The sequence below is a fragment of the Actinoplanes sp. NPDC051537 genome, assembly GCF_055586105.1.
Genome location: NZ_JBVJIU010000004.1, coordinates 91955 through 108552, shown reverse-complemented (window position 1 = coordinate 108552; position 16598 = coordinate 91955). Strand labels below are relative to the sequence as shown.

The window sequence follows — 16598 nt, the reverse complement described above, 5'->3', positions numbered from 1 at the left end:
GGGGTGAGGGGTGTTAGGCGCGCCGAGCCATGACGGCATCGCCCACCGCGGCCTCGGCGTGCGCGACGAGCTCCTGCAGCATGGCCGGAAGGCGGCGCCGGAACTGGTCGAACAGCTGCTCGCGGCCGCGAGCGTCAAGGGTGATGAAGACGTGCTGGTCGAGGCCGGTCGCCAGGATCAGGCCGGCCAGCACGAGGTCGGAGACGTCGAGGAGCTCGCCACGGCCGATGAACGTGCGGATGCGGGTCGCGGGCCAGCCGGCGACCATCGAGTCGGCGGGCACGAACGCCACCTTGGTGCCGAGCAGGCCGCGCTTCTCCTGCCGATGCAGCAGGCCGGCCCGGGACAGGCGGCGTTCGACCAGGTCGGTCGCGATGCCGGTGGCCAGGAAGGAGATCCAGTCACGAACCGCGCGATGGTGACCCTCGCGCAGCAACTGGTCGAGGACGGCGGTGGTCGCCGGATCACCGGTCGGCCGATCGTCTATCAACGCGAGCTTGCCGTCGATCAGATCCAGCCGCCGCCAGAACACGAGTTCGCCGATGAGCGCCGCCGCAAGACCCAGGCCAAGAGTGGCCGGGGTCAGCAACGACTTGCCCTTGACCGTGTCGTGGGCGGTCAAGAACAGATCATCGGCGAGGGGAAGCTGCGGCGACGACGCCACTGCGGGCCCTCCTTATTGACTCCCCATGGCGACTACTAACCGTGAACCCGGTCAGTCATCGCCATCCGTTACGTTGAGCGCCCCCCTGCGCAACATCGCGTAGCATGCCAGCGCGCCAGGCCGGATGCAATGTCCTTTGGGGAGAGAGTTCGGACGCGCACCGTCCGATCCGGAAATGCATTTCTACGAACGCTTCTGACCAGCACTTTCATACATGTCACTCATTCGATGTAAAACGAATTTAACCCACGTTCGAGCGACCGCACCCGATCAAGTAGATAGACACCGATGCGTTCCGCCGGTAGCAATCATGCGATAACGGACAGTATCGAACCAGATCAACTTATACGCTGAGTAGCCAAGAATCCCGCCGGGCCGCCCAAAACCGAATCGTTCGCATCCATACGAATTCCGGCACCCCACCGACAGCAAGTCACCACCAGCACGCCGATCACCCACCGCAGCCCCCCGCCCGCACCACCCGCCCCGCCCCGCCCGCACCACCGCCCGCCGAGCCATTGCGCTCCCCGCTGCCCCCCGCTGCGCCGCACCTCGCCGCGATCTTGGAGAGTTCGTGCTCGCACGGCGCACAAACTCTTCAAGGTCCAAAGAGGAGTGCGCCGCAAAGGCCGCAAAGACCCCTATCAACCCACACCCGGCGTCACCACCCCGCCCCGGGCCGGGCGGCATCGCGACGGAACGCACAGGCCCCACCACGCGGCGCAATCCAAATTTCGTTGACGGCGCAAATAAGTCGGCGTACCATCGGATACTGATACTTGAAGCTTCAACGGAGGTCCCCCGTGAGTCGCATGCCCGCCCTCTTCCTGAGCCACGGCGCCCCGCCGCTGGTCGACGACGCGCGCTGGGTCGCGCAGCTCCAGGAGCTGACGGCCGGCCTCCCGCGGCCCAAGGCGATCCTCATGGCCTCCGCCCACTGGGAGTCGGCCCCGCTCATGCTCGGCGCCACCGAGACCGTTCCGCTCGTCTACGACTTCGGGGGCTTCGAGCGCCGCTACTACGAGGTGAAGTACCCGGCCCCGGGCGCGCCCGAGCTGGCCGCCCGCATCGAGAAGCTGATGCCCGACGGCGAGCATGTCGCCCGGACCGCGCGCGGCCTCGACCATGGGGCGTACGTGCCGCTCACCGTCATGTATCCGGACGCCGACATCCCCGTACTCCAGATGTCCCTGCCCACCCTCGAGCCGGACCGGCTCCTGGAGCTCGGCCGCCGCCTGGCTCCGCTGCGCGACGAGGGCGTGCTGATCGTCGGCTCCGGGTTCACCACGCACGGCCTGCCGTTCCTGCGCGACTTCCGGACCGACGCGCCGGCGCCGGGCTGGTCCCGCGAGTTCGACGCCTGGGCGGCCGAGACGCTGGCCCGCGGCGCCGTCGACGAGCTCGCCGACTTCCGCGACCGGGCGCCGGGCATGCCGTGGGCGCACCCGACGATCGAGCACTTCGCGCCGATGTTCCTCACGCTCGGCGCGGCCGACGACGCCGAGCGGGCGCCCGAGCAGCCCATCGACGGCTTCTGGATGGGCCTCGCGAAGCGCTCGTTCCAGGTGGTCTGACCACTGCGGTCAGGAACTTCCCAGGGTAAGCGGGGACAATTCAAAGGAATCATCCCCGCTTAGAAGCCCGGAGGTTCCCCGTTGCTTGAGGTCACCGCGCTCGGCTGGACGCTGACCATCGGTGTCATCGTCGCCCTGCTCGCCCTCGATCTGACTCTCGGCGTGCTGCGCCCGCACGCCGTCGGGTTCCGTGAGGCGGCACTCTGGTCCGCCTTCTACATAGCCGTGGCCGTCGCCTTCGGCGCCGTGTTCGGCAGCGTCGCCGGCTGGGATTTCGGCGCGCAGTTCTACGCCGGCTACATCGTCGAGAAGAGCCTCTCGGTCGACAACCTGTTCGTGTTCGTGATCATCATGACCACGTTCGCGGTGCCGGAGAAGTACCAGCAGGAGGTGCTGACCTTCGGGATCATCATCGCGCTGATCCTGCGGGTCATCTTCATCGCGCTCGGCGCGACCCTGCTCAACCTGTTCTCGTTCATGTTCCTGATCTTCGGGCTGCTGCTGATCTTCACCGCGATCCAGCTGTTCCGGCACCGCGACGAAGATCCCGACATCGACGACAACGTGCTGGTCAAGGCCGGCCGCCGGTTCCTGCCGCTCACCGACGACTACGTGGACGGCAAGATGATCACCCGGGTCGGCGGCCGGCGCATGTTCACGCCGCTGTTCCTGGTGCTGATCGCGATCGGCAGCTCGGACATCCTGTTCGCGCTCGACTCGATTCCCGCGGTGTTCGGGGTGACCGACGAGGCGTACATCGTCTTCGTCGCCAACGCCTTCGCGTTGCTCGGCCTGCGCGCGCTGTTCTTCCTGGTGAAGGGCCTGCTCGACCGCCTGGTCTACCTGTCCACGGGGCTGTCGCTCATCCTGGCGTTCATCGGCGTCAAGCTGGTGCTGCACTGGGCGCACAAGGACATCAGCCACGCGGTGCCCGAGGTCAGCATCGGCCTCTCGCTGACGGTCATCGTGCTGGTCCTGGTCGTCACCACGGTGGCGAGCCTGATCAAGGTACGGAAAGACCCGGACACCAAGGCCCACGCGGGCAGTGTCCGGGTCCGATCTTCGAAGGCCGACTCGCCGAAAGGCGAGGAACGTCAGCCGATGTAGCCACCGAGGCCCGCGGTCTGCCGGATGGCGGACTGCTGACGCTCGACGTCCTGACGGTAGAGGATGGCCCGGATCTCCCGGGTCTCCTCCGCCGAGTGGCGGCTCAGAAGCTCGTCGAGCTCGGCCCGCTCGGCCGTGGTGCGGAACGAAGCCAGCTCGTTGGAGAGCCGGCGGTGGGCGACGCGGATGGTCCGGCGGTTCGCCACAGCCGTGCGGACGTCGCGAAGCCTTGACGAGAGCTGCATGACCTTGTGTCTCCTCAACGGATCGTAGTGTTCTTGCATCCGGTACAACAATGCACGGGGCACGCTTCATCCCCAAAACGACCAGGTAAAACTCTCGCGACGGAAGTGATCCCGGTTACGGCAAATCAGTGGTCGCCGTCACTCACAGTGGCCAAAGACCTGGTCAGGCGGTGGAGGTGATGTCGGACACCGCGAGGCGTGACGAGAGCTGAGTGCGCGACCGCACCCCGAGCTTGCGGTAGACCCTGGTCAGCGTGGCCTCGACGGTCTTCACGCTGAGGTAGAGCTGGGTGGCGATCTCCCGGTTGCTGGCGCCGTCCCGCACGAGCCCGGCGATGCGCAGCTCGGTCGAGGTGAGGCCGAGGTCGAGCGGCGGGATGCCGGACGCCGAGTTGCCTTCCGTACGGGCCAGCGCGCGCTCGGTCTGCTCGGCCCACGGCTTGGCGTCCGCGGCCAGGAAGATCGTCAGCGCCGCCCCGATCGCCATCCGGGCCGCCGCGTACCGCCGCCGGCGCCGCTCGGCCCCGCCCTGCACGAGCAGCGCGTGCGCCTGCTCGATCGGCTGGTGCAGCTGCTCGAAGTGCCGGGCGGCGGCGGCCGACAGCACCACCGCCGAGTCGGCCTGCCCGCTCTCCGAGAGCACCACGGCGGTGGCCCGGTCGAGATAGCCGACCGTGCCCGGGGTGTTGCCCAGCCGGTGCGCGGCGGCGCGGGCCTCGGCCAGGGTGGCCGCCGCCTCGGCGTGCTCGCCCAGCGAGGCCAGGCCGCCGGCCAGGTCGCCGTGCCAGCGCACGATCATCGGGTCGGCGCCGCCGGACTCGGCCTCGAGGTCGCGCAGCCGGCGCAGCGCCGCCACCCCGGCCCGGGTCTCCCCCGCCCGCAGCTCGGCCTGGCCCAGCGCGTGCAGGTTGCGTCGCAGGTAGAGGCTGTCGCTCTCCTGTTCGGACGCCCGCACCCCGCGCCGGGCGAAACCGGCGGCCGCGGCCAGGCTCCCGCCGGCCAGCTCGGCCACCGCCGCCGTGTACCAGGTCGGGCCGGGGCTCAGCCCGGCGTGCTGGGCGGCGTGCACGGCACGGTGCGCGTACTGCAGGGCCTCCCGGCAGCGTCCGGCCCGGGTCGCCACCTCGGACAGGCTGCGCAGCACCTCGACCCGGGCCTCGCCGATCCGGTCGTGCTCGGCCACCACCAGCAGCTTGAGCAGCTCGTCGCGGGCCTCGTCGAGCCGGTCGTCGACCATCGCGAACCGGGCCGCCATGTAGCGCGGGCCGTAGTGCAGCCAGTCCGGCGCCGGGGTGGCCGGCAGTTCGAGGGCCTGGGCGAGCGTGTCGGCCCAGCGGGCCTCGCCGCGCAGCCGCTGCACCTGGGCGATCAGGCTGAGTCCCATGGCCTCGGTGGTCGGGTCGCCGGCCCGGCGGGCGGCGTCGACCGTGCGACCGGCCTCGGTGGCGGCACGGTCCGGGTCGCCGGTGAGGAACGCGAGCCAGGTCAGCCGCAGGCGCACGGGCGCCAGCAGGGCGGGGTCGTCGCCGGCCTCGGCCAGCGCCGCGGCGAAGGTCTCCCCCATCTCGGCGAGCCCCTGCCCGGCCAGGTCGAGCAGCACGAGCCGGGCCCGCACCCGGTGCCCGGCGGGCGCGTCCTCGGCCGCGATCACCGCCTCGGCGGCCCGGCCGGCCAGCGCGGGCGCGCCGCCGGTGGTGGCCGCCCGGGCGGCCGCGACCAGCCAGTCGAGGCGCTGCCCGGCCAGCGTGTGCGGGCAGCGGTCGGCGGCCAGCAGGTAGAGCTCGGCGGCGGCCCGCCCGGCGCCGCGCTCGGCCCGGCGGTCGGCGGCGGCGCCGAGCGAGCGGGCCACCGCCGCGTCCGGCCGGCCGGTGCGCAGGGCCCGGTGCCGCAGCGCCTCGGTCGGGTCGAGCGCGCCGGCCGCGAGGGCGGCGTGCGCGGCGTGCCGCTCGGCGGCGGTGGCCTCCTCGGTGAGCACCTGGGCGAGCAGCGGCGGGGTGAACCGGATCGCCTCGCCGTCGAGCTCGATCGCCCCGCCGGCGGCGGCCAGCCGCAGGTCGCGGGCGGCGTCGTCGCGGCCGGCGCGGGGCAGCACGGTGGTGGTCGGTTCGGTGGCGAGCGCGGCGATCAGCAGCGTGGCGCGCACCCCGGCGGGCAGCGCGAGCAGGCGGTCGCGCAGCAGCTCGCGGGCGGCCTCCGGGATCGGCGCGGGCCGCCAGGGCGGTCCGGGCGCGACCGCGGCGCCGAGCGCCAGGGCCAGGAACGGGTTGCCGGCGCTGGCCTCGTGCATCCGGCTGGCGGTGCGGCAGGGCAGGCCGCGGGCCTCGAGGATGACGGTGAGGTCGTCGGCCTCGAGCGGCGGCACGGCGAGCTCGAGCACGGGCGCGGGGCAGAGCCGGGCGGCGCGGCGCTTCCCGGCCGGGTCGGGGCGGCGCTGGGCGGCGAGCACCCGGACCCGCTGGCCGGGGCGCCGGCGCATGGCGAAGCCGATCAGCTCGGCCGACTCGGCGTCGAGCCACTGGGCGTCGTCGAGCACCAGCAGCACGGCCTGGCGGCGGGCGCAGTGCGCGAGCAGCAGCGGGAGCACGAGGCGGCGGGCGAGCGCGGGGGTGCCGACGCGCGGGGGCAGGCCCTGCCGCAGGGCGGCGAGGGCGGCACGCTGGGCGGGTGGCAGGGCCTGGGCGGCCTCCTCCGGCAACTGGGCCACGAGGTCGGCGATTCCCGCGTACGGCAGGGAGCGCTCCGTGCGCACCGGGCGCGACCGCAGCACGATCTCGCCCCGCGCGCCGGCGGCGGTGGCGACCGCGTCGAGGACCGCGGTCTTGCCGATGCCGGCCGGCCCGTGCAGGGCTACGCCGCCCCCGACGCCGAGGCGATGCTCGATCGCCGCGAGGAGCGCGCCGCGGCCGCGGAGGGTCGCGTCGGACGGCACGCGAGTCACCCCCTAGGTCTTCAGCTGGACCCCAGCCTAGGAACCTGGAGGGTGGTCATCAATGGGTTCACATATGACAAGGTATTGATCTTGTCACATATCTGCCTTCTTGTTCACTTCTTCTGGGCCGTCACCGACGTCGCGGTGACCGTGCCGTCCGATCCGGTGGCGCCCTGGACGGTGACGCTCTGGCCGGCCTTGACGTCGGAAACCTTGCCCTTGCTCGCGGTCGACACCGTGGTCTTGCCGGTGGTCTTGACCGTCACCACGTTGCCGTCGGCGGTCTGCACATAGATCGTGTCGCCGTCGACCAGCTTCACCGTGCCGGTCGTGCCGGCTGCGGCCGCGGCGGCCGTGGGAGCAGCCCCGGTGCCGCCGCCAGGAAAGTTCCCGCCGCCCGGGAAGCCGTACGCCCCCGAGCCGCCGCCGTAGCGGCCCGAGCCCGTGCCGCCGCCCGGGAACGCCGCCGACCGGTTGCCGGTGGAGGTCGCGCTCGTGCCCCACTGCTTCTGGGCCTGGAGACCGCCGACGAACCCGCCGATCAGCAGCACGGTCGCGCCGAGCACGATCGTCGCCTTGTTCCACCACTTCTTCGGCGCCGCCTTGGCCAGCTCCTGCGCCAGGCCGTCGTCGCGCGGGTCGTCGTCCGACGGATCGGCCGGGATGGCGTGCAGCACGGCGGTGTCGTCATTCATTCCGGTCACAGCGGGGGTCCTCACTCGTAGCGCAGCGCGTCGATGGGACGCAGGCGGGCGGCGCGGCTGGCGGGCAGGCCGCCGAAGAACAGTCCGATGGCGATGGACACGCCCAGGGCGAGCCCGATGGAGCTGGGCACGATCACCGGCTTGACCCCGACGATCTCGAAGCTGCTGCCGATCAGCGCGGCCGCGACGCCGAGGGCGCCGCCGATCACGCTCAGCAGGGTGGCCTCGATGAGGAACTGGGTGAGGATCACCCGCCGGGGCGCGCCGAGTGCCTTGCGAATGCCGATCTCCCGCGTTCGCTCGGTGACCGTGACCAGCATGATGTTGGTGATGCCGATGCCGCCGACGAGCAGACTGATCGCTGCTACGGCGCCGAGCAGCGTGGTGAACGTGTCGGCGGTCTCGGTCTGCGTCGCCAGCAGCTGCGACGCGTTCTGGATCCGGTACGGCGTGCTGGACGACCCGCTGCCGGAGGTGGCCGTGCTGGTCGCCGAGACGTTCAGCCGCTGGTTGAGGATCGTGGAGACCTCGGACTCGACGGCGTCGACCTTGTCCGGGTTCTTGGCCTCGACCAGGATCGAGTTGAGCGCGCCGTAGCCGGTGAGCACCTGGCGGACGGCGCTCAGCGGCGCGATCGCGGTGTCGTTGGCGTCCTGGAAGCCGGTGGAGCTCTTCTCCTGCAGCACGCCGACCACGGTGAACAGCGCGCCGCCGACGGTGACCTGCTTGTCGATCGGGTCGACGCCGGGGAACAGCTCGTCGACCACGGTCCGGCCGAGCACCACCACCCGCCGGCCCTGCGTCTCGTCGTCGGCGGTGAAGCCGGCGCCGGTGCCGACCGGGGTGTTCGAGGCGGTGAACCAGCCGGGGGTGGTGCCGACGAACGAGCTGACGTCGTGGTCGGTGCCCTCGTAGGTGATGGTCGCGGACGAGCTGACCACCGGCGACACCGACCGCACGTCGGGCGCCATGGCCTGGTCGTCGAGCGCGTCGGCCATCTCGGCGGTCAGCGCCGTATTGCTCGACCCGCCGCGGTTGGTGCTCATCACCGTGATGGTGTTGGTGCCCAGGGCCTCGATCCGGTCGCTGATCGCCTTGGCCGAGCCGTTGCCGACGGCGACCAGCAGGATCACCGCGGCCACGCCGATCAGAATGCCGAGCATGGTCAGCGACGAGCGCAACTTGTTGGCCGACAGGCCACGCAGCGCGAAGCGCACTACCTCGTGAAAACTCATCCGGCGTGCCGTCCTGCGAAGGCGCCCACAGGCGGCAGGTGAAGGGGCGACTGCCGGGTGTCCTCGACGACCTGGCCGTCGACCAGGCGGATCAGCCGCTTGGCGCGGGCGCCGACCTCGGGCTCGTGCGTGATGATCACGATCGTCCGGCCGGAGCTGCTGAGCTGGTCGAAGACGTTGAGCACGTCCTCGGTCGAGTGGCTGTCGAGGTTTCCGGTGGGCTCGTCGGCGAGCAGCAGGGCCGGCTCGGTGACCAGCGCCCGGGCCACCGCGACGCGCTGCTGCTGACCGCCGGAGAGCTGGTTGGGCTCGTGCCGGGCACGGTCGGCGAGGCCGACCACGTCGAGCGCGGCGAGGGCACGGCGGCGGCGCTCGCGCTGCTTCACCCCGGCGTACGCGAGCGGCAGCTCCACGTTGGCGACCGCGGACGTACGGGGAATGAGGTTGAACGCCTGGAAGATGAAGCCGATGAGCCGGTTCCGGGCCAGTGCCAGCTGCCGGTCGGCCAGCTTGCTCACGTCGACGCCGTCCAGGTGGTAGCTGCCGTGCGTGGGCACGTCGAGGGCGCCGAGGATGTTCATCAGGGTCGACTTGCCGGAGCCGGACGAGCCCATGATGGCCACGTAGTCGCCGCGCTCGACGACGAGCGACACCCCGCGCAGCGCGTGCACGGTCGCCTCGCCCTCGCCGTAGATCTTCTTGAGGTCGCGGACCTCGATGACCGGCCGGCTCATCGGGTGCCGCCGCCGGTGCCGCGGTTGGCGCCACCGAAGTTGCCGCCGCCGCCGAGGTTGCCGCCGGGGAAGCCCGCGCCGCCGCCGGGAAAGCCGTTGCTGCCGCTCGTGCTGGTCGACGTCGTCTTGAGCACGACCTGCTCGCCGGCCGTGACGCCCGAGGTGATCTGGGTGGCCTGGTCGCCCTCGAGTCCGATCTCGACCTGCCGGACCTCTTGCTGACCGTTACTGACCACCGTCACGGTGTGCCGGTTGCCGACCGTCGTGAGGGCCGCCGAATTGACGAAGGTGGCGTTCTCGACGCTGCCGGTGGTGACCGAGACCGAGACGGTCTGGCCGACCTTGGCGCCGGTCGGCACCTTGTCGAGGCTCAGCGTCACGCCGTACGTCACCACGCTGTTGGACGTGATCGCCGACGGGTCGATCGCCGCCACCTTGCCGGTCGCCGTCGTGCCCGACAGGGCGTTCCAGGTGACGCCGGCGACCTGTTTCTCCTTGAGCTTGGTCGCGTCGGCCTCGGCAAAGGCGGCCGTGACCTGCAGCTTCGTCAGGTCCTCGATCTCGATGAAGCCGGACGAGGAGGACGACGAGCTCGACGAGGACGAGGACCCCGTCGAGCCGCCGCCCTGGCTCCCGCCCTGGCTGCCGCTGCCGCTGGAGCTGCCGGACGACGACGAGCCGGAGCCGGACGACGAGCTGCCGAGCGTGCCGTTGACCGCGGTGACCGTGCCGCCCATCGGCGCCGTCAGCACCGTGCCGTCGACGCCGGCGTCGGCCTCGGCGACCGCGAGCTTGGCCTGCTCGACCGAGTTCTCGGCGCTCGACGTGTCGGAGCCGGCGTCCTCGGCCCGGGTGAGCGAGTCGTTCGCCGCGTCCAGGTCGGCGTTGGCCGAGTCGAGGGTGCGCTGCGCGTCGGCCGGATCGACCTTGGCGAGCACCTGCCCCTTCTTCACCACCGATCCGACCTTGACGTTGATCGCGGTGACCGTTCCGCCGGTCACGAAGCTCGCGCTCGCCGTGCTCGCGCTCTCCACGGTCCCGTCCGCGGTCACGGTCTTGGTGACCGTGCCCTGCTGGACCGCGACCGATCGCACCGAGGCGTTGGCGGCCGTCGTGGTGTCCGGTCCTGACAGGGTCTCGTATGCCCAGAAGGCACCGGCGACGAGGGCGACGACGAGGGCGGCGTTGACCGCCACCGTGGGACGTCGCAGGTTAAGGCGCGCTGGCATGCCGGACACTGTGATGCGGCGGCCTGGGAGGATCTTCGTCGGAACCTCGGAGCCAGCTCGGAATCTCACGGCGCGTCACCGGAGGTCGGCAGCAGGACGCGGAAAACCGCCCCTCCGCCGCGGGGCGCGTCGAGCTCCACCCACCCTCCGTGACCGTGAACGATCGCCGCCACGATCGACAGGCCGAGGCCCGAGCCGCCGCCGTTGCCGCGGGTGCGGCTGGAGTCGGCGCGGTAGAGCCGCTCGAAGACGCGCGGGGCGTGCGCGTCGGGCACGCCGGGGCCGTCGTCGGTGACCTCGAAGACCGCCAGCGGCAGGCCGGGACGAACCGTGGCCGGGCCGGAGAGCACGGTGCTGGACCGCGGCGGCCGGGACGGCAGGCGCCCCACCCGGACGGTGACCTGGGACCGGGCCGGCGTGTGCTGCAGGGCGTTGGCGACCAGGTTGGTGGCGACCTGGCGCAGGCCGTGCTCGTCGCCGAGCACGGTGGCCGGCTCGAACGTGTCGGTGTCGTCCTCGAGCCCGGCCAGCCGGACCGGACGGCTCGGCACCCGGGCGTGCGCGTCGCGGATCGTGTCGGCGGCGATCTCGAGCAGGTCGACCGGGCGCAGCGCGGGCGGCCGTTGCCGGTCGAGCCGGGCGAGCATCAGCATGTCCTCGACCAGCACGCCCATCCGGCCGGCCTCGCCCTCGATGCGGCTCATCGTCTCGTCGAGGGCCGGGCCGGGCGGGGCGCCGCCGCGGCGGTAGAGCTCGGCGAAGCCGCGGATCGAGGTGAGCGGGGTGCGCAGCTCGTGCGAGGCGTCGGCGACGAACTGGCGCAGCCGGCGCTCGCTCGTGGTGCGGGCGTCGACCTCGGCCTCGATGCGGGTGAGCATCGAGTTGAGCGCGACGCCGAGCCGGCCGGGCTCGGTGTGCGGGTCGGTGTCGGCGACGCGGCCGGAGAGGTTGCCGGCCGAGATGTCGGTGGCCAGCCGTTCCATGTCGGTGAGCGGGCGCAGGCCGAGCCGCACCACGAACCAGGCGCCGCCCGCCAGCAGGGCCAGCACCAGCAGGGAGACGCCGGCGTCGATGAGCATCAGCTGGTCGGTGGTCTGCTGCACCTCGGAGAGGGAGAGCCCGATGACCGCGTAGCCGCCGCCCTCGCCGTCGGTCACGGCGATCACCCGCCAGTCGGCGCTGCCGTCGGTCGCGCCGATCGTGTACGGCTGGCCGGTCGCCGCCCGGGCCTGGACGTCGGTGACGCGCTCGACCGGCGGCCGGGTCGCGTCGGTGGTCGAGCTGCGCAGCGGGTCGAGCGAGCCGTCCGCGTGGTAGACGTACATCACCTGGTCGGGGCCGATCCGCAGGAAGCGGCCGCGCGGGGCGTAGGTGACGCCGGCCGGCCGGTCGGCGAACGGGCGGGTCATCCCCCGCAGCTGGTCGTCGATGCGGCCCAGCAGATAGGTCCGGATCAGCACGAGGCCGGCGATGTTGGCGACGATCAGGGCGACCGCGGCGAGCGCGCCGACCACCAGCACGAGGCGGGCGCGCAGTGTCCAGTGGCCCCACCGCCGCGGTCGCCAGCGGAGCCGGGATTTCACTCCTCGCCGCCGCGTGGGAGGCGCAGGGCGTAGCCGACGCCGCGGACGGTGTGGATCAGCGGCGGGTCGGTCTTGTCGATCTTGCGGCGCAGGTAGTAGACGTACGACTCGACGATGCGCCCGTCGCCGCCGAAGTCGTACTTCCACACCCGGTCGAGGATCTGCGCCTTGCTGACCACCCGTCCCGCGTTGATCATCAGGTAGCGCAGCAGGTTGAACTCGGTCGGCGACAGGTCGATCAGCCGGCCGGCCCGGCGGACCTCGTGCGCGTCCTCGTCGAGCTCGAGGTCGGCGTAGCGCAGCACGCCCGCGTCGCCCGGGTGGTCGGCGGCCGCGGTCTCGGGCTGGCTGCGGCGCAGGATCGCCCGGATGCGCAGCACGACCTCCTCGAGGCTGAACGGCTTGGTGACGTAGTCGTCGGCGCCGGCCGACAGCCCCGAGATGCGGTCCTCGACCGCGTCGCGCGCGGTGAGGAACAGCACCGGCACCCGGCTGCCGTTGGCGCGCAGCCGCTTGGCCACGTCGAAGCCGTCCAGGTCGGGCAGCATCACGTCGAGCACGACCAGGTCGGGCTCGAACTCCTCGACGGCCACCAGCGCCCGGTGGCCGGAGTCGACCACCCGCACGTCGAACTCCACCAGCCGCAGCGTGGCGCTCAGCAGGGCGGAGATATTCGGCTCGTCGTCGACGACCAGGACCCGGGCGGCGGCCCGGGCCGGGGGCTCGCCGAGGGCGACGGAGGTACGGGAATCAGATAGCACTCGAAAGGGATATCAACGCTACCTTTGAATTCCCTATGAATACCGCGGGAGCGAGCTGTGCCCGCGGCGATCACCACGACCGTACGACCTGGTCACCCTCGGTGAGACCGGAGGTGATTTCGGTGTATTGGTCACCCCGGAGACCGACCCCGACCTTGGTCTGGGCGCCGCCCTCGAGCACCGTGCCGCTGTCGCCGTGCACGTCGTGCACCGCGGTGCTGGGCACGCGCAGCACGTCGGTCTTCGATCCGGTGGTGACCTTGACGTTGGCGCTCTGACCGACCAGCAGGTCCTCGGGCGCCTCGTCGAAGGCGAGCAGCACGCCGTAGCGGACCATCGTCCCGTCGCTGGTGCCGGTCGGGTCGACCTGCACGACGGTCGCCTTGAACTCCGTGCCCGGACGGTCGGCGAGGGTGATCACGCCCTTCTGCTTGACCGCCAGCCGGTCCGCGTCCGCCTCCGGGAAGTCGGCGCTGATCTGCATGTCGTAGACGTCGGCGAGGGTGATGAAGGTCGAGCCGGCCCCGACCTGGCTGCCCACCTTGCCACTCACGCTGATGATCCGGCCCGCGATCGGCGCCGTGATCGTCGCGCCCTCGAGCGCCTCCTCGGCCTTCTCGAGGGCGGTGGTGGCCTGGTTGACCCGCTGCTCGGCGCTGAGGATCTGGTCGGTGCCGCCGCCGCTCTGCTGCCCGCTCCCCTGCTGGCTGCCGCTCCCGCTGCCGGTACCGGTGCACGATCCGTCTCCGGTGCCGGTGCCGGTGCCGCCGCCGGTGCGGCCGCCCCCGGTCGTGCCGGTCGTGGTCGGCGCCGCGGTCCGGGTCGGCGCGGTCGTCGTCGTCTTCGTCGGGGACGGGGTGGCGGTCCTGGTGGGCGAGGCGGTCGGGGTGGGCGAGACGGTCGCGGTCGCGGAGGGCGAGACCGAGGGCGACGTGTACGCCGCGGCCACGTTGCACCCGGTGCCGGTGGTCGTGGAGCTGGTCGCCTTGGCCGCGTTGTCCTTGGCCTCGGTCAGCGCGTCCTCGGCGTCGTCCAGCGAGTCCTGCGCGTTGTCCACGGTCTCGGTCGCGTCCGAGTCGTCGACCTTGGCCAGCGTCTGCCCGGCGGTGACCGTGGTGCCGGCCCGGACCGACACGCTCTCGACCGTGCCCGCCACCGCGAACGACAAACTGCGCGTCTGCGCCGGCTGCAACGTCCCGGTCGTGGCCACCTCGGTGGTCACCGCGCCGCGGTCGGCCGCCGCGGTGGCGGCCGCCTTCGGCTTCTCGGTGGCGCTCGCGTTCAGCGCGTGCACCACCCCGTACACGATCAGCGCGAGCACGACGACAGCCGCGGCGACCCAGATCCAGCGCCGTCGACCGGCCAGAGCTTCACCCATGGCCGGGAAGTGTTCCGAAAGCAACTCGCCGCCGCCTCGGTCCCACCTCGGAGTTCCCTCGGAGCACCGGACCGCTCCGAGCGAACTCTGAGGAACGTCCGATGTTCTCTGGAGGCAGCCGGGCTTGGGTGGTGCGACACCTACGGCCGAGGAAAGAAGGCATCGTGCGCACAGTCAGTTCCAGGGCGCCCCGCCGCGCGGCGGCGCTGTTCGTGGCGTCCGCCGCCGTGCTGCTCGTGGCGGCCTGCGGCGGCGGCAGCTCGGACTCCTCGGGCGGCGGCAGCGGGAACGGCACCGGCAACGGCGGTGGTGGCGGCAACAACCAGGCGTTCACCGCGTACATCGACTGCATGAAGAAGAACGGCGTGACGATCACGCTGCCGTCCCGCGCCCCGCGCGCCGACGGCGCCTCCCGCGCACCGGGCGAGGGCTTCCCGTCCGGCATGCCCCGGCCCTCCGGCAGCGGCTTCCCGCGCGGCAACGGCAACGGGTTCCCGGGCGGCGGCGGATTCCTGCAGAAGCCGGACGGCGTCGACGACGCGACCTGGCAGAAGGCGCAGGACGCGTGCGCGTCGGTGCGGCCGTCGTTCGGCGGCGGCAACCGCAACGGCGGGAACGGGGCGAACGCCGCCTACCGCAACTGCCTCCAGCAGCACGGGGTGACTCAGGGCGAGACGCCGCTGAACACCACCGACCCGACGGTCAAGAAGGCGATGGAGACCTGCAAGGTGCTGCAGCCGCAGGCCGGCGCGACGCCCACCGCCTAGAGAAGCTCCGCGCCGCCTCTGTCGTATCCCCCCGTAACGGCAGCGGCGGCGCGGCCCGTTGTCCGGGCCGCTCGCGACGCGCACCCCCCGGCGCGACGCGGGCGGCCCGGCGGCGTTCTCAGTGGCGGTCCTGGTGGTTGACCGCGGCCCAGCGGCCGGCGAGCTGCCGGCGGCGGCAGGCGACCAGGTGGCTGGCCAGTATCGCGGGCTGCCCGCCGCGCACGCAGGCGTCGGCGCCGGCGGTGAGCACGGCGGCCACCAGCTCGGCCGGGGCGGCGTCGTCGACCAGCGCGACGATCTGGGTGCGGCCGGGCAGCAGGCGGCGGGCGAGCGCCACGTCGCGGACCGCGGCGCCGGCGAAGAGCACGAGCTCGTCGGGGACGACCTCGTCGAGGTCGCCGGGGTAGCGGACCAGCCAGCCGTGCGGCAGATGCTGGTCGAGGCCGCCGACCCGGCTGCGCGGCCCGAACACGGCCACGACGGGGCGCGGTCCGGTCGAGGCGGGCAGGCTCGCCGGGTTGAGCGGCAGGTCGGTCGCCGTGGCGCTGAAGTCACGGGCACCGGTGTGGCGGTTGAGCTGCACGAGCATGGCGCGGTCCCCCTGTGCGGATATCAGTGATGTCCCTTCACCATTCGCCCGCAGCCTGAGGCCCTCGTGTGCCGGGCCTGTGCGTTCTCTGTACGGGTCAGGCGCTCTCCCGGCGGACCAGCCGGATCAGGTCGGACGTCGGCACCTCCGGTCCGGGCCGGGCGTTGACGGCGGCGACGACGGTGGCCGCGAGGTAGGCGGCCATCGCGATCTGGTCGGTCGTCACCGTGGTCAGCGCGGGGACGGCGAGGCGCGCGGGCGGGATGTCGTCGACGCCGATCACCGCCAGGTCGGCCGGCGCGCGCAGACCGAGCAGGCGCACGCCGGCCAGGACCGCGAGCGCCACCTCGTCGTTGTACGCACAGACACCGGTGATGCCCGCCGCCTGCCAGCGGCGTACGGCATGGGAAGCCTGAACCGGATCGAGCGCGACCGTCTCGATCGCCGGACCACCGAGGTTTTGATCCGCGCACTCGGCCCGCACCCCGGCCAGCCGCGGCTCCGCGAAGATCCGCACCCGCTCGTCGTCGGGGTAGGCGTAACCGATCCGGCGGTGACCGGTGCCGGCCAGGTGCGCGGCCTGCCGGCGACCGACCAGCTGCTGCGGCATCTCGAGCTCGCGCCGCCCGTCGTGGTGGTCGCTGCCGAGGAGGGCGACCACCAGCGCCACCCCGGCCGCCCGCATCGCCGCGATCTCGCCCTCGGTGAACTCGGAGTAGGCGATGACGGCGGCCGGCGTGATCGCCTTCCAGATCTCGCCGATCGGGCGGTCCTCCCGGTTGCCGGGATGCACGACGAACGTGTAGCCGTGCCGGGCCAGCGCGGTCGACAGGTTGCCCAGCATCGAGCCCACCTCGGGGCCGATCGGCCAGTCCGGCAGCAGGCAGAGCACCACGTCGGAGCGGCCGGTGCGCAGCGTGCGGGCGGCGGCGCTGGGCGCGTAGCCGAGCCGGGCGGCCGCGTCCAGGACCCGGGTGCGGGTGCCGGGCGAGATGGTCTGCCGCGGTGTGTCGTTGAGGACGTAGCTGACCGTGGCGCGGGAGACGCCGGCCAGCTCCGCGACGTCGGCGCTGGTGACCCGGCGAGGGTGCTCGCTCAT

At 72.4% G+C, this 16598-nt stretch carries 15 protein-coding genes; 3 read left to right on the top strand and 12 right to left on the bottom strand.

What is annotated here, in order from left to right:
- Positions 1–13: 13 nt before the first annotated feature.
- Positions 14–664, bottom strand: coding sequence for a GOLPH3/VPS74 family protein (locus ACZ6TB_RS10200; protein ID WP_465552746.1), 651 nt, complete (start codon positions 662–664; stop codon positions 14–16).
- Positions 665–1476: 812 nt separating this feature from the next.
- On the opposite strand from ACZ6TB_RS10200, the gene ACZ6TB_RS10195 reads away from it, so the two are divergent.
- Positions 1477–2238 carry a dioxygenase family protein gene (locus ACZ6TB_RS10195; protein WP_465553642.1) on the top strand — a complete coding sequence of 254 codons (762 nt, stop codon included), beginning with the start codon at positions 1477–1479 and terminating at the stop codon, positions 2236–2238.
- A gap of 81 nt (positions 2239–2319) precedes the next feature.
- Positions 2320–3345: a TerC/Alx family metal homeostasis membrane protein gene (locus ACZ6TB_RS10190; RefSeq protein WP_465552744.1), complete on the top strand. Its 1026-nt coding sequence runs from the start codon at positions 2320–2322 to the stop codon at positions 3343–3345.
- Here the strand turns inward: ACZ6TB_RS10190 and ACZ6TB_RS10185 are convergent.
- From ACZ6TB_RS10185 to ACZ6TB_RS10145, 9 genes are all read right to left on the bottom strand, one after another.
- Complete coding sequence (locus ACZ6TB_RS10185) at positions 3333–3590, bottom strand: hypothetical protein (protein WP_465552742.1); 258 nt, start codon at positions 3588–3590, stop codon at positions 3333–3335. The two genes, ACZ6TB_RS10190 and ACZ6TB_RS10185, sit on opposite strands and share 13 nt — an antisense overlap.
- A gap of 163 nt (positions 3591–3753) precedes the next feature.
- Positions 3754–6519, bottom strand: a complete 2766-nt coding sequence (locus tag ACZ6TB_RS10180; protein ID WP_465552740.1) for a helix-turn-helix transcriptional regulator — start codon at positions 6517–6519, stop codon at positions 3754–3756.
- Between the two features lie 113 nt (positions 6520–6632).
- Positions 6633–7214, bottom strand: coding sequence for a hypothetical protein (locus ACZ6TB_RS10175; RefSeq protein ID WP_465553641.1), 582 nt, complete (start codon positions 7212–7214; stop codon positions 6633–6635).
- Positions 7215–7234: 20 nt separating this feature from the next.
- Positions 7235–8458: an ABC transporter permease gene (locus ACZ6TB_RS10170; RefSeq protein ID WP_465552738.1), complete on the bottom strand. Its 1224-nt coding sequence runs from the start codon at positions 8456–8458 to the stop codon at positions 7235–7237.
- Positions 8455–9192, bottom strand: a complete 738-nt coding sequence (locus ACZ6TB_RS10165; RefSeq protein WP_465552736.1) for an ABC transporter ATP-binding protein — start codon at positions 9190–9192, stop codon at positions 8455–8457. Before ACZ6TB_RS10165 ends, ACZ6TB_RS10170 begins: the two co-directional genes overlap by 4 nt.
- Positions 9189–10421 (bottom strand): efflux RND transporter periplasmic adaptor subunit, encoded by a 1233-nt coding sequence (locus ACZ6TB_RS10160; protein WP_465552734.1) that lies wholly within the window; start codon positions 10419–10421, stop codon positions 9189–9191. Before ACZ6TB_RS10160 ends, ACZ6TB_RS10165 begins: the two co-directional genes overlap by 4 nt.
- 65 nt (positions 10422–10486) lie before the next feature.
- Positions 10487–12004, bottom strand: coding sequence for a sensor histidine kinase (locus tag ACZ6TB_RS10155; RefSeq protein ID WP_465552732.1), 1518 nt, complete (start codon positions 12002–12004; stop codon positions 10487–10489).
- Positions 12001–12765 carry a response regulator transcription factor gene (locus ACZ6TB_RS10150; protein ID WP_465552730.1) on the bottom strand — a complete coding sequence of 255 codons (765 nt, stop codon included), beginning with the start codon at positions 12763–12765 and terminating at the stop codon, positions 12001–12003. Before ACZ6TB_RS10150 ends, ACZ6TB_RS10155 begins: the two co-directional genes overlap by 4 nt.
- A gap of 70 nt (positions 12766–12835) precedes the next feature.
- Complete coding sequence (locus tag ACZ6TB_RS10145; protein ID WP_465552728.1) at positions 12836–14143, bottom strand: efflux RND transporter periplasmic adaptor subunit; 1308 nt, start codon at positions 14141–14143, stop codon at positions 12836–12838.
- 164 nt (positions 14144–14307) lie between these two features.
- On the opposite strand from ACZ6TB_RS10145, the gene ACZ6TB_RS10140 reads away from it, so the two are divergent.
- Positions 14308–14910, top strand: coding sequence for a hypothetical protein (locus ACZ6TB_RS10140; RefSeq protein ID WP_465552726.1), 603 nt, complete (start codon positions 14308–14310; stop codon positions 14908–14910).
- Between the two features lie 118 nt (positions 14911–15028).
- On the opposite strand, the gene ACZ6TB_RS10135 is transcribed toward ACZ6TB_RS10140, so the two are convergent.
- Both ACZ6TB_RS10135 and ACZ6TB_RS10130 read right to left on the bottom strand, forming a co-directional pair.
- The gene (locus tag ACZ6TB_RS10135) at positions 15029–15499 is read right to left on the bottom strand and encodes a hypothetical protein (protein ID WP_465552724.1); all 471 of its coding nucleotides are present in this window, start codon (positions 15497–15499) and stop codon (positions 15029–15031) included.
- Positions 15500–15596: 97 nt separating this feature from the next.
- Positions 15597–16598, bottom strand: a complete 1002-nt coding sequence (locus tag ACZ6TB_RS10130; protein ID WP_465552722.1) for a LacI family DNA-binding transcriptional regulator — start codon at positions 16596–16598, stop codon at positions 15597–15599.

Coding starts and splice junctions, on each gene's coding strand:
- ACZ6TB_RS10160 (WP_465552734.1), bottom strand. CDS start 10,421: ATGCCAGCGCGCCTTAACCTGCGACGTCCCACGGTGGCGGTCAACGCC.
- ACZ6TB_RS10165 (WP_465552736.1), bottom strand. CDS start 9,192: ATGAGCCGGCCGGTCATCGAGGTCCGCGACCTCAAGAAGATCTACGGC.
- ACZ6TB_RS10130 (WP_465552722.1), bottom strand. CDS start 16,598: ATGAGCGAGCACCCTCGCCGGGTCACCAGCGCCGACGTCGCGGAGCTG.
- ACZ6TB_RS10145 (WP_465552728.1), bottom strand. CDS start 14,143: ATGGGTGAAGCTCTGGCCGGTCGACGGCGCTGGATCTGGGTCGCCGCG.
- ACZ6TB_RS10175 (WP_465553641.1), bottom strand. CDS start 7,214: ATGAATGACGACACCGCCGTGCTGCACGCCATCCCGGCCGATCCGTCG.
- ACZ6TB_RS10195 (WP_465553642.1), top strand. CDS start 1,477: ATGCCCGCCCTCTTCCTGAGCCACGGCGCCCCGCCGCTGGTCGACGAC.
- ACZ6TB_RS10170 (WP_465552738.1), bottom strand. CDS start 8,458: ATGAGTTTTCACGAGGTAGTGCGCTTCGCGCTGCGTGGCCTGTCGGCC.
- ACZ6TB_RS10135 (WP_465552724.1), bottom strand. CDS start 15,499: ATGCTCGTGCAGCTCAACCGCCACACCGGTGCCCGTGACTTCAGCGCC.
- ACZ6TB_RS10185 (WP_465552742.1), bottom strand. CDS start 3,590: ATGCAGCTCTCGTCAAGGCTTCGCGACGTCCGCACGGCTGTGGCGAAC.